The sequence below is a fragment of the Methyloversatilis sp. S146-33 genome (genome assembly GCF_059552495.1).
On the sequence record NZ_JCANOT010000035.1, the window covers coordinates 1 to 12,540 of the forward strand.

A 12,540-nucleotide genomic window follows, 5' to 3' on the forward strand; every position below is an offset into this window, starting at 1 on the left:
CTATGTCGATGCCGAGGGCAAGCCGCGCATCGAACCCGGCCCGCTGCTGCGCCATGGCGAGCGTCTCACCACCTTCTTCTTCAACGAGATCAACCGCGCCCGCCCGCAGGTGCAGTCGCTGCTGCTGCGCGCGATGGCCGAGCGCACGCTGTCCGCCTTCAACCGCGAGTACAGCTTCCCGCACATGACGGTGTTCGCCGACCGCAACCGCGTCGAGAAGGAAGAAACCTTCGAGCTGGCTTCCGCCGCGCGCGACCGCTTCATGTTCGAACTGCGCATGCTGACGCCGTCGGACGACGACACCCGGCGCGCGCTGGTGTTCGATCCGCGCTTCCACGACACCGACGCGCTCATCGACACGGTGACGCCGGGCGTGGTCGACTGGATGCAGATGAACACGATAGGCGCCGCCATCCAGCGCGCCGTGACCGCCTCGGACGCGCTGCAGCGTTACGCGATGGACATCTGGGCGGCCACCAGCGACCCGGTGAAGTACGGCCTGCAGATTGAAGGCGTGGATATGTCGCGGCTGATCCTGGCCGGCGCCAGCCCGCGCGGCATGGGCATGCTGATGCGCGCCGCGCGCGTGGTCGCCTGGTTCAGCGGCCGCGACTACCTGACGCCGGAAGACATCCGGGCCGTGCTGCCGTCGACGCTGGTGCATCGCGTCTTCTTCACCCCGGTGTACGAACTGCGCCGCGCCGAACTGGCCGATGCGCTGATCGCGCAGATGCTGGAGCGGGTCGCCACGCCCTGAGTCACACCGCCGCCATGAGTTTCCAGCGCGACTTTCACTACCGCATGCCGATGCGGGTCGGCGGCCAGCGCCCCGGCGCGCACCGCAGCTCGACCACCGGCAGCGGTCAGGAATTCATCGCCCACCAGACGCTGTTCGACCGGCCGGACCCGCGCCGCCTCGACCTGCGCGCCAGCATCCGCGACCCGGAGGGGCGCTGGCTGGTGCGGGTGAACCGTCAGCGCGCCGGCATTCCGGTCTATCTGCTGGCCGACGTGTCGGCGTCGATGGCCTTCGGCTCGGCGGCGAGCAAGATCCAGCGGATGTCGGAGTTCGCGCTGTCGCTCGGCGACTCGGTGTTCCGTACCGGCGACGCGCTGGGCATGCTGGCCTATGACGCCCGCGAGCGCACCGACCTGATGCTGGCGCCGATGCATTCGCGCGGCGCCGGCGTCATGATGGCCGAATCGCTGGCCCGCGCCCGCGCCGACCAGCCGTCGACCGCAGGCATCTTCCAGGCCTGTTCGCGCATCGCCGGCAAGCAGGCGCTGGTCTTCCTCGCTTCCGACTTCCACGCGCCACTGGAACAGACCTCGGCCGCACTCGACCTGCTGTCGCACGCCTACGTCGTGCCGATGGTGATCTGGGACGAGGTCGAGCCGAAGGCGCCGGAGGGCGAAGGCCTGCTCGCGCTGCGCGACATCGAAAGCGGCCGCCGACGCGGCCTGTGGCTGCGGCCGCAGATACGCCGCCGCTGGGAGGACGCCTTCGCCGAGCGGCGCGAGGCGCTGGAAACGCTGTTCTCGTCGCGCGGTGTACGCCCTTTCTACATGACCGGCCGCTTCGACGCGGACGCGCTGTCACGCTATTTCTTCGAGGCCGTCTGACATGCCTTCCTTCTGGAGACTGCGCCTGCTGAGCGCCTGTGCGGCGCTGGCCCTGGTCTGCTGTGGCGCCACCCAGGCGCAGGACACCAACGCTGCGGCGCCTGCCGCCGGTGCCGATGCTGCGGCTGCGCCAAGCACACCGCCGCAGCCCACCGGCTACGTCATTCCGCCGCCGCCGGACCCGGCTGCGGCCCCCGCCGAACCCGCCACAGCGCCGGCCGAGCCGGCGACCGATGTGGCTACACCGCCGGCGCCCGCGATATCGGCAGTCAATCCCGAAGTCGATCCGCTGCGCCCCTTCGGCTACGTCATCGGCGACATCGTGACGCAGCGGGTGGTGCTGGAATACGACGGCAAACCGCTCGAACTTGCCAAGCTGCCGCCGCTCGAGCGCACCGGCAACTGGTTCGAGCGCCGCGATGCGCGTATCGAGCGCGACGCGGCCGGCCGCCGCTGGCTGGTGATGGACTACCAGATCATCAACGTGCCGGAAGAACTGCGCGCGATCGAACTGCCGGCGCTGGACATCGAAACCGCGGTGTCCGGCAGCCGCCTGCAGACCACGCCGATGCCGCTGACGGTGGCGCCGCTCACGCCCAATGTGGTGCTGGCGCGCGCCGGACTGGAAGAGATGCGGCCGGACGCGCCGGCGCCGCACATCGACACCGCGCCTTACGAGCGGGGGCTGCACGCCGCGCTGTACGCGGGCGCACTGCTGGTGGCGCTGTGGGCGGCACTGGCCTTGCTGCGCCAGTTCAACGCGCGGCGCCGCCTGCCCTTCTCACGCGCCCAGCGTGACATCGCGCGGCTCGATGCCGGTTCGATCGAGGTCTGGCGCCGGCTGCACCGCGCGCTCGACGACACCGCCGGCCAGGTGGTGCGCGATCACAACCTGCCGCTGCTGCTCGCCCGCGCGCCGTGGCTGGCCCCACTGGAGGCGGACCTGCGCCGCTTCTTCGAGGCTTCGCAGACCCGCTTCTTCGCCGACCGTGCGGTCGACGGCGTGGAGCCGCGCGCGCTGTGTGCGCAGGCGGCAAAACTGGAACGCAGCGCGCTGGCATGAACGATCTGGTCCTGAACCTGTGGCCCGGTGCGCTCGAACTGACCGCGCCGCTTTGGCTGCTCGCGCTGCCGCTGGCGCTGCTGCCGCTGTGGCCGCGCCGGCGCCACTCGCTCGACTACGGCTGCATCGACTGGCTGCCGCGCGATCCGCTGGGTAACGCCGTACTGCGCGGCGGCCGCATCGCCGCTGCGCTCGCCATCGTGGCGGCGGTGCTCGGTCTGGCGGGACTGGCGCAGCCTGCAACCGAACAGCAGCGCACCGGTCGCGGTGCCGAAATCGTCATCGTGCTCGACCGCAGCCGCAGCATGGACGAACCGCTGCTGCCCAAGGGCAGGCAGCCGTCGATCGACACCACGGCGGAAGCCAAGGGCAAGGTCGCGCGCCGGCTGCTCGCCGAGTTCGCGGCACGACGCCCCGAAGATCGCTACTCGTTGCTGCTGTTCAGTTCGTCGCCGATGCTGGTGGTGCCCTTCACCCAGCACGGCGACGTGGTGCAGGCCGGCATCGAGGCCGGCGGCATCGGCCGCGGCCTGTCGGAAACCGACATCGGCCGCGCCCTGCTGGCTGGCGCCGAACAGTTCGACCGACGTGCCTATTCGGGCAGCCGCATCCTGCTGCTGGTGTCGGATGGCGCGGCGCAGATCGACGACGAAATGCGCGGCAAGATCCGCCGCGCCTTCGAGCGCAATCGTGTCGCCGTGTACTGGGTGTTCATCCGCTCGGCGCTGAGCCTGGGCCTGAACGCCGACGAGAACGATGGCAACGTGCCGGAGGCGGCGCTGCACAAGTTCCTGAAATCGACCGGCGTGCCGTACGAAGCTTTCGAGGCGGAAGACCCGGAGGCGGTGAAGCAGGCGGTGGCCGAAGTCGATCGGCAACAGAACCTGCCGCTCGACTACGTCGAACGCATTCCGCGGCGCGATTTTTCGGGCTGGTGCTTCGCGCTGGCCCTGCTCGCCGGCGCGATCGCACTGGCCTGCCGCCTGATCACGCGGCCGGCATGGAAAGAGGAGTTGCAGTCATGAAGTTGCGCAGTGTCGCGTCCATGCTCGCCGCAGGCATCGCGGTCAGCGTCGCGGTGGCGGCCTGGGAGGGCTACCGCCTGTCCAAGGCCCGCGATTTCAATCGCCTGGTCGACAGCGGCATCGACGCCGCCGCGACCCAGGACACCCCGCAGGCCGAGTTCGCGCGTGCGCTGTCGCTGGCAGCGCGCAACGACTACGAGGGCGCGGTGCGCGCCTACAAGGACCTGTCGCGCAGCAGCGACGGCGACCTGCTGCAGTCGGTGCTGTACAACCTCGGCAATCTGCACCTGCGCGAGGCGCTGCAGTTCGGGCCGGAAAGCATAGGCAAGTCGCTGCCGCTGGCCGAGCTGGCGAAGTCGAGCTACCGCGAACTGCTGCGTCTGAACCCGCAGCACTGGAACGCCAAGTACAACCTCGAACGGGCGCTGCGGCTGGCGCCCGAGCGCGAAAGCGCGATCGAGGAAGGGCCGCCGCTGCCGCAGAACAGCGAGCGCGCAGTCACCACGATGAAAGCCTTCACGCTGGGCCTGCCATGATCGCGACGACGCGACAGCTGCTGGCGCGCGCGAACAGCCCGCAGACGCGGCCGCTGACGGTGGCCCTGCTGCTGTTCGCGCTCGCCGCGGTGCTGCCGCCGGTGTCGCTGCCCGGTCGCAGCTATACGCACATGGTGGTGCTGGATATCACGCAGAGCATGAACACGCTCGACTACGAGCTCGACGGCAAGCCGGTCGACCGCCTGACCTACGCCAAGCGCAGCCTGGCCGAGTCGCTGCGCGCCCTGCCCTGCGGCTCGCGCATCGGCTGGGGCGTATTCTCGGAATACCGGCTGCTGGCGCTGATGACGCCGGTCGAGGTGTGCAGCAACTATCACGAACTGCTGGCGACGCTGTCCAGCATCGACGGCCAGATGTCCTGGGCCGGCGCCAGTGAGGTGTCCAAGGGTCTGTTCTCGTCGATCCGAGCGCTGAAGGATCTGGAGGATAAGCCGTCGCTGGTGTTCGTGACCGACGGCCACGAGGCGCCACCGCTGCACCCGAAGATCCGCCCCTCTTTCGACGGCGAACCGGGCGCGGTGAAAGGGCTCATCGTCGGTACCGGCGGCAGCGCGCTGAGCCCGATCCCGAAATTCGACCCGGACGGTCGCCCGCTCGGCTACTGGCGTGCCGACGAGGTATCGCAGACCGACACGGCGACGCGCGGGCGCACCGGTTCGAGCGCCAACGGCGAGGCGATGGTGGATGAGTCCGGCCAGAGCGTCGCGCAGCAGGCCGTGGTCGCCGGCACCGAACACCTGTCCAGCCTGAAGTCGCCGCACCTGCGCGAACTGGCGTCACAGACCGGCATGGCCTATCACACGCTGGCCGACGCCGACGGGCTGGCAGCGGCGCTGACCGACCCCGAACTCGGTCGCACACAGTCGGTGCCGACCCGGCTGGGCTGGCTGCCGGCACTGCTCGGCGTGCTCAGCCTCGCCTGGGGTTTCCGCCCGGACCGTTTCCGGCGCTGATCCGGTGCTCCGGCCGGCGTCTGCCGGCGGACGTTGCATATCGCCACACCCCGGATTCCGGTCGGCGTCCCGCGCGAATGACAGCGGCACGGACGTCTCCGCCAACCCCTTGAATCCGGGATATATCCCCGTTTCGACCGTGAATCCGTCCCGACATCGGGGCATCCAGGCTCTTGGCCGGGGGATTCCATCCCGTCGTTGCATTCTGCGATGTATAAGTCCATAACCCGTCAACAGAGAGTCACTTATGGGCTCCGGCGGGGGCCGCCGGTCCGGGCCGTTCAGGCGTGGGCCATTGGGAAAGCAACGAGGAGAAACACCCCATGTCCGTGAAGATGAAACAACTGCCCCTGTGGCTCGCCGCGCTCGCCGTTCCGGGCGCCGCGATGGCTAACGCCGATCTGGCGAAACTGATCAAGGATCCGAAGAACTGGGCCATGCAGGCCGGCAACTTCGAGAACCAGCGCTACAGCGCGCTGAACCAGATCAACAAGAAGAACGTCAAGGATCTGAAGGTGGCGTGGACCTTCTCGACCGGTGTGCTGCGCGGTCACGAGGGCGGCCCGCTGGTGATCGGCGGCATGCTGTTCGTGCACTCGCCCTTCCCCAACAAGGTGTTCGCGATCGATCTGGAAACCCAGAAGATCGTCTGGAAGTACGAGCCCAAGCAGGACCCGTCGGTGATTCCGGTCATGTGCTGCGACACCGTTAACCGTGGCCTCGCCTACGCCGAAGGCAAGATCCTGCTGCAGCAGGCCGACACCGTGCTGGTCGCACTCGACGCCAAGACCGGTAAGAAGCTGTGGGACGTGAAGAACGGCGATCCGAAGATCGGCGAGACGAACACCCAGGCTCCGCACGTGTTCAAAGACAAGGTGATCACCGGCATTTCCGGCGGCGAGTTCGGCGTGCGCGGTCGTGTGACCGCCTACGATCTGAACACCGGCAAGATGGTGTGGAAGGGCTATTCGACCGGCCCCGACGCAGAAATGCTGATGGACCCGGAAAAGTCGATGACCTGGACCAACGGCAAGATGGCACCGGTGGGCAAGGATTCGTCGCTGAAGACCTGGCAGGGCGACCAGTGGAAGATCGGCGGCGGTTCGACCTGGGGCTGGTACTCGTACGACCCGCAGGAAAACCTGATGTATTACGGCACCGGCAACCCGTCGACGTGGAACCCGTCGCAGCGTCCGGGCGACAACAAGTGGTCGATGACCCTGTGGGCGCGTGACGTCGATACCGGCAAGGTGCGCTGGGTCTATCAGATGACCCCGCACGACGAGTGGGACTTCGACGGTGTGAACGAGGTCATCCTTGCCGACATCGACGTCAAGGGCAAGAAGCGCAAGGTTGCCGTCCACTTCGACCGCAACGGCTTCGCCTACACGCTGGACCGCGTGACCGGCGAACTGCTGGTGGCCGAGAAGTTCGACCCCAAGGTGAACTGGGCCACCCATGTAGACATGGTGACCGGCCGCCCGCAGGTGGTGGCCAAGTACTCGACCCGCCTGAACGGCGAGGACGTGAACAGCAAGGGCATCTGCCCGGCCGCGCTCGGCACGAAGGACCAGCAGCCGGCGTCGTTCAACCCGAAGAACGGCCTGTTCTATGTCCCGACCAACCACGTCTGCATGGACTACGAGCCGTTCCGCGTCGAATACACCGCGGGCCAGCCCTACGTCGGCGCGACGCTGTCGATGTACCCGGCCCCGGGCAGCCACGGCGGCATGGGCAACTTCATCACCTGGGACGCCGGCAAGGGCAAGATCGTCCAGTCCAAGCCGGAGAAGTTCTCGGTGTGGTCGGGCACCCTGGTCACGGCCGGCGGCATCGCCTGCTACGGCACGCTCGAGGGCTACCTCAAGTGCGTCGACGCCGACGACATCACGAAGGAACTGTACAAGTTCAAGACCCCGTCCGGCATCATCGGCAACGTGACGACCTGGGAATTCAAGGGCAAGCAGTACATCGGGATCCTGTCGGGTATCGGTGGCTGGGCCGGTATCGGTCTGGCAGCCGGCCTGGAGAAATCCACCGATGGTCTGGGCGCCGTGGGTGGCTACGCCGAACTGGCCAACTACACCGAGCTGGGCGGCGTCATGACGGTGTTCGCACTGCCCTGATCCACTGTCTGTCCTGGACAACCCGCCTCCCCCGGCGGGTCCCTGAACGGCACTTCGCGCAAGCGTGAAGTGCCGTTTTTTTCGTTCGGACTGCCTCATTTTTAAGCAACACCAAGTGTTCCGTTCCGGAACGTTCCGGCGTCACACAGTGTCGGCGGCGCTGTTGCGCGCTGCAACATCCAGCGATTTTTTCCATGTTGCAGCGCGCCACAAGCGAGGGCAATCATCCCGGCCAAACGCAGTTTTGACGCCGGGGAGCACTTTTTCTAATCTTCGTCAAGTTTAAAATTTTAAGATCTTGCGGGGAAAACTTCCCGCTGTTCAAAAATCGTGTGCTATATCTTCATTACCTCGACGCCCGGGGGCACTTATGGGCGTCGCAGGGCAACAGCGGCCGGAGCCTTCGACATGGGGTCCGGTCACATTTTGGTAGCAATGAGGAGGAGCCTATGTCTAGCAAGATGAAACAACTGCCCCTGTGGGTCGCCGCACTGGCCATCCCGGGCACTGCGCTCGCTAACGCTGACGTCGCCAAGCTGATCAAAGACCCGAAAAACTGGGCAATGCAAGCTGGCAACTTCGAGAACCAGCGTTACAGCACGCTGAACCAGATCAATAAGAGCAACGTCAAGAACATGAAGGTGGCCTGGACCTTCTCGACCGGCGTTCTGCGCGGTCACGAAGGCGGCCCGCTGGTGATCGGCGACACCCTGTTCGTGCACTCCCCCTTCCCCAACAAGGTTTTCGCAATCGATCTGGAAACCCAGAAGATCAAGTGGAAGTATGAGCCGAAGCAGGATCCGTCCGTGATCCCGGTGATGTGCTGCGACACGGTGAACCGTGGTCTCGCCTACGCCGAAGGCAAGGTGTTCCTGCAGCAGGCAGACACCATGCTGGTCGCGCTCGACGCCAAGACCGGCAAGAAGCTGTGGGAAGTCAAGAACGGCGACCCGAAGGTTGGCGGCACCAACACCAACGCCCCGCACGTGTTCAAGGATAAGGTCATCACCGGTATCTCCGGCGGTGAATTCGGTATCCGCGGCTACGTCGCTGCCTACGACATCAACACCGGCAAGCAGGTGTGGAAGGGCTACTCGACCGGCCCCGACGCAGAAATGCTGATGGATCCGGAAAAGACCATGACCTGGACCAACGGCAAGATGGCGCCGGTGGGCAAGGATTCGTCCCTGAAGACCTGGCAGGGCGACCAGTGGAAGATCGGTGGCGGCACGACCTGGGGCTGGTACTCGTACGACCCGCAAGAGAACCTGATGTACTACGGTTCGGGCAACCCCTCGACCTGGAACCCGTCGCAGCGTCCGGGCGACAACAAGTGGTCGATGACCCTGTGGGCGCGTGACGTCGATACCGGCAAGGCTCGCTGGGTTTACCAGATGACCCCGCACGACGAGTGGGACTTCGACGGCATCAACGAAGTCATCCTGGCTGACGTGGATGTGAAGGGCAAGAAGCGCAAGGTTGCGGTGCACTTCGACCGTAACGGCTTCGCCTACACGATGGACCGCGTGTCCGGCGAACTGCTGGTGGCCGAGAAGTACGATCCGAAGGTGAACTGGGCGACCCACGTCGACATGAACACCGGCCGTCCGCAAGTCGTGGCCAAGTACTCCACCCGTCAGAACGGTGAAGACGTGAACACGAAGGGCGTCTGCCCGGCCGCTCTGGGTACCAAGGACCAGCAACCCGCTGCGTTCAGCCCGAAGAATGGCCTGTTCTACGTGCCGACCAACCACGTCTGCATGGACTACGAGCCGTTCCGCGTTGAGTACACCGCTGGCCAGCCGTACGTCGGCGCCACCCTGTCGATGTTCCCGGCCCCGGGCAGCCACGGCGGCATGGGCAACTTCATCACCTGGGACGCTGGCAAGGGCAAGATCGTCCAGTCCAAGCCGGAGAAGTTCTCGGTGTGGTCGGGCGCCCTGGTCACGGCCGGTGGCATCGCCTGCTACGGCACGCTTGAGGGCTACCTCAAGTGCGTCGATGCTGACGACATCAACAAGGAACTGTTCAAGTTCAAGACGCCGTCCGGCATCATCGGCAACGTCAACACCTGGGAATACAAGGGCAAGCAGTACATCGGCATCCTGTCGGGTATTGGTGGCTGGGCCGGTATCGGTCTGGCAGCCGGTCTCGAGAAGCCGACCGATGGTCTGGGCGCCGTGGGTGGCTACGCCGAACTGGCGAGCTACACCGAACTGGGTGGCGTGATGACGGTGTTCGCACTGCCGTAATCTGGCACAGTACAAGGAGGGCGTCTGAGGCGCCCTCCCGTCTGACCCTGAACTGGCACCTCGCGGCAACGCAGGTGCCAGTTTTTTTGCCCGGATGGCACATGAACCGGGCGAACCGGCCTGCCGCCGCCGATCGCGAGTGCGCCCCGCGCATCGCGCGCGTGGAACAAATCACCGGAATTCACAAAACAAAATCCCCTCGGTCGATGTCAGACTGTCACCTTGAAGGATAGGCGTCAGCCACCCCTTCGATAAAAAAGACATCACGCCATATAGACACGGAGGAGAGACCCCAAGATGAAGTATCGACTGTCCGCTGCCATCGCCCTGGCTGCCGCCACCGCACTCGCCGCGCCGCTCGCTTCTGCCGAAACCGGCGACGACAAGGTGCTGCGCGTCTGCGCCGACCCGAACAACCTGCCGCTGTCGAACGACAAGGGCGAAGGTTACGAGAACAAGATTGCCGAGCTCCTGGCCAAGGATCTCGGCTACACCCTCGAATACGCCTTCTTCCCGCACCGCATGGGCTTCGTGCGCATGACGCTGCGCGCCAAGCACGAGAAGATTCCGGGCAAGTACAAATGCGACCTCATCGTCGGTGTCCCGGTCGGTTTCGACATGGGCGCCACGATCAAGCCCTACTACCGCTCGACCTACGCGATGGTGTTCAAGAAGGGGCGCGGTCTGGACGACGTGAAGGTGCCGGACGACCTGCTCAAGCTGCCGCCGGAAAAGCTGTCCAAGCTGAAGTTCGGCGTTTTCTCGCAGACGCCGCCGGTGGACTGGCTGCTGCGCAACAAGCTGTTCGACCAGGCCATCTCGTACCAGCGGCAGTCCGGCGATCCGGGTGCCTACCCGGGCGAGATCGTCGAGAAGGATCTGGTCGCCGACAAGCTGGACGTCGCGATGGCCTGGGGTCCTATCGCCGGCTACTTCGCGAAGAATTCCGGCGCGACTGACCTCGTCACCGTCGGCTTTCCGCCGGAGAACAACGTCAAGTTCGACTACGCGATCACGATGGCGGTGCGTTACGGCGAGAAGGACTGGAAGAACAAGATCGAGGAGTCCGTTCAGCGCAACCTGCCCGGTATCCAGGCCATCCTGACCTCCTACGGTGTGCCGCTGATCGACGAATCGCAGGCCAGCCACACCGCTGCGGATCGCTGAGACCCGGGTCGTGTCGACGTACTTCCGCCTGACCGCGACCCTGCTGCTCACCGCCTTGCCGTCGCTGGCCAGCGCGCTGGGCGAGCGGGACATCGCGGCGCTGATCAGCCTGCGTCCCAGCGTGCTGAAGGTGGAAGCGTCCGATGCCCGCGGCAACGTGGGTGTCGGCACCGGCGTGGCGGTGGCACCGGGCGTCATCGCCACCGCCTGTCACGTCACCGCCCGGGCAAGCACGCTGCGTGTGGTGTCCAACGGCGAGCGCATGCAGGTAAGCAGCCAGCGCGCGATGGTCGCGCGCGACCTGTGCCTGCTCGATGTGCCGGGCGCTGCACAGGTGCCACCGGTACCGCTGCGTGAAACGCCGCTCAAGCCGGGCGAGGAACTGGTGGCACTGGGCTACATCCTTGGCGCTGCGCCACGCGTCAGCAACGGAACGGTATTGCGGCTGCATGCACACGACGGTGCGCAGGTGATCCAGAGCACCACCCCGTTTACGTCGGGCGCCAGTGGCGGCGGCATGTTCGACCGCGACGGCCGCCTGGTAGGCCTGATGACGTTCAAGTTCCGCGCCGGCACCGACAATCAGTTTTCCGTACCGGTCGCCTGGATCGCCGAGGCGCTGAAGCTGCCGCCCGGCCCCGAGGTCGCACCGCTCGACGGACGTCCCTTCTGGGACGCCCCGGAGCCGGCACTGCCGCTCTTCCTGCAGACGCTGCGCCTGGAGGCGGAAGGCCGTTGGGCCGACCTGGAACGCCTGGCGCGCGACCTGATCGCCGTCGATCAGCGCAATGCCTCGGCCTGGCACGCGCTCGGCCGGGCACAGGCCGGGCGCGGCATCGACGCGACGGCCGCGTTCGCGCGCGCCGACGCACTCGAAAGCAACAATCCCGTTTTCATCAGCGACCTCGCACTGGCGCAGTACCGGACGAATGATCAGGCCGCCTTTGCCAGTGCGCGCGCCCGCCTCGAGCGCATCGCGCCGACCGCCGTCGAAGCCCTCGACGCGCGCGTCAACGCCTGCGCCGGCGGTGCGTCAACCACATGCTGAATTCACCCCCAGAACGGGCACAGACCCGGCAATCACGAGGAGTCACCATGAAGTTCCGCCCCACCCTTCCCGCCCTGCTGTTCGCACTGTTCGCATCGATCGGCATCGCTCACGCAGAGCCGAGCCAGGAAATCACCGAAGCCGAGAAGCAGTTGTTCATGAACGACCAGATGTCGGCAGTGAAGGCCCCGGCTACGCTCAGCTATTCGTTCAAGCGCAGCGGCAGCCAGGAGGCCGCATTCCAGGACACGGTCGAGGTGCGCGTCAGCGAGGAAAAAGGCGCCCGCAAGGTGAGCACCAGCTGTCTGAGCGGCGTTCGCAAGACCGAAATCCCGGAGATCGATGCCGCGCAGAGCAACCCGGCCCTGATGTGCTTCCTTGAGCGCGACATCCGTGAAATGGAACGGCTGACCGGCGGCAAGTCGAACTACTTCCGCAAGCGCATCCGTCTGGCACTGGCCGAAGGACCGAAGGCCACGCCGGTCAAGGTGAGCTTCGGCGGCAAGACGGTGGACGCGAAGGAATATCGCATCACGCCTTACCGCGACGATCCGAACAAGCAGAAATTTCCGAAGTACCTCGGCAAGACCTATATCTTCGTGCTGTCCGACGCCGTGCCCGGTGGCATCTACCGGGTGGACACCGTGGTGCCGGATGGCAACAACGTTCTGATCGAGGAAGACATGGTGCTGGCTGGCAGCAAGGGCTGAACCTGCCTTGGTGCCG

At 65.9% G+C, this 12,540-nt stretch carries 11 protein-coding genes; all 11 read left to right on the forward strand.

Annotated elements, in window-relative coordinates; all coding sequences use genetic code 11:
* Positions 1 to 757 (forward strand): AAA family ATPase (locus AC51BJ_RS14305; RefSeq protein WP_496280668.1); only part of this gene is annotated, 757 nt, incomplete at its 5' end.
* Positions 758 to 771: 14 nt separating this feature from the next.
* Positions 772 to 1,623, forward strand: coding sequence for a DUF58 domain-containing protein (locus AC51BJ_RS14310; RefSeq protein WP_496280669.1), 852 nt, complete (start codon positions 772 to 774; stop codon positions 1,621 to 1,623).
* Position 1,624: 1 nt separating this feature from the next.
* The gene (locus AC51BJ_RS14315; RefSeq protein WP_496280670.1) at positions 1,625 to 2,686 is read left to right on the forward strand and encodes a nonribosomal peptide synthetase MxaA; all 1,062 of its coding nucleotides are present in this window, start codon (positions 1,625 to 1,627) and stop codon (positions 2,684 to 2,686) included.
* Positions 2,683 to 3,711, forward strand: coding sequence for a vWA domain-containing protein (locus tag AC51BJ_RS14320; protein WP_496280671.1), 1,029 nt, complete (start codon positions 2,683 to 2,685; stop codon positions 3,709 to 3,711). The genes AC51BJ_RS14315 and AC51BJ_RS14320 overlap by 4 nt, the downstream gene beginning before the upstream one ends.
* Complete coding sequence (locus AC51BJ_RS14325; RefSeq protein WP_496280672.1) at positions 3,708 to 4,247, forward strand: MxaK protein; 540 nt, start codon at positions 3,708 to 3,710, stop codon at positions 4,245 to 4,247. Before AC51BJ_RS14320 ends, AC51BJ_RS14325 begins: the two co-directional genes overlap by 4 nt.
* A complete protein-coding gene (locus tag AC51BJ_RS14330; protein WP_496280673.1) occupies positions 4,244 to 5,221 on the forward strand; it encodes a vWA domain-containing protein in 978 nt (325 codons plus the stop codon). The genes AC51BJ_RS14325 and AC51BJ_RS14330 overlap by 4 nt, the downstream gene beginning before the upstream one ends.
* 323 nt (positions 5,222 to 5,544) lie before the next feature.
* Positions 5,545 to 7,347, forward strand: coding sequence for a methanol/ethanol family PQQ-dependent dehydrogenase (locus tag AC51BJ_RS14335; RefSeq protein WP_496280674.1), 1,803 nt, complete (start codon positions 5,545 to 5,547; stop codon positions 7,345 to 7,347).
* A 449-nt stretch (positions 7,348 to 7,796) separates the two neighbouring features.
* Entirely contained in the window at positions 7,797 to 9,599 is a 1,803-nt protein-coding gene (locus tag AC51BJ_RS14340; RefSeq protein WP_425763141.1) for a methanol/ethanol family PQQ-dependent dehydrogenase, read from the forward strand.
* Positions 9,600 to 9,896: 297 nt separating this feature from the next.
* Positions 9,897 to 10,766: a quinoprotein dehydrogenase-associated putative ABC transporter substrate-binding protein gene (locus tag AC51BJ_RS14345; RefSeq protein WP_430435051.1), complete on the forward strand. Its 870-nt coding sequence runs from the start codon at positions 9,897 to 9,899 to the stop codon at positions 10,764 to 10,766.
* Between the two features lie 10 nt (positions 10,767 to 10,776).
* Positions 10,777 to 11,814 (forward strand): S1 family peptidase, encoded by a 1,038-nt coding sequence (locus AC51BJ_RS14350; protein ID WP_496280675.1) that lies wholly within the window; start codon positions 10,777 to 10,779, stop codon positions 11,812 to 11,814.
* A 47-nt stretch (positions 11,815 to 11,861) separates the two neighbouring features.
* The gene (locus tag AC51BJ_RS14355) at positions 11,862 to 12,524 is read left to right on the forward strand and encodes a hypothetical protein (RefSeq protein WP_019916904.1); all 663 of its coding nucleotides are present in this window, start codon (positions 11,862 to 11,864) and stop codon (positions 12,522 to 12,524) included.
* Positions 12,525 to 12,540: the final 16 nt, after the last annotated feature.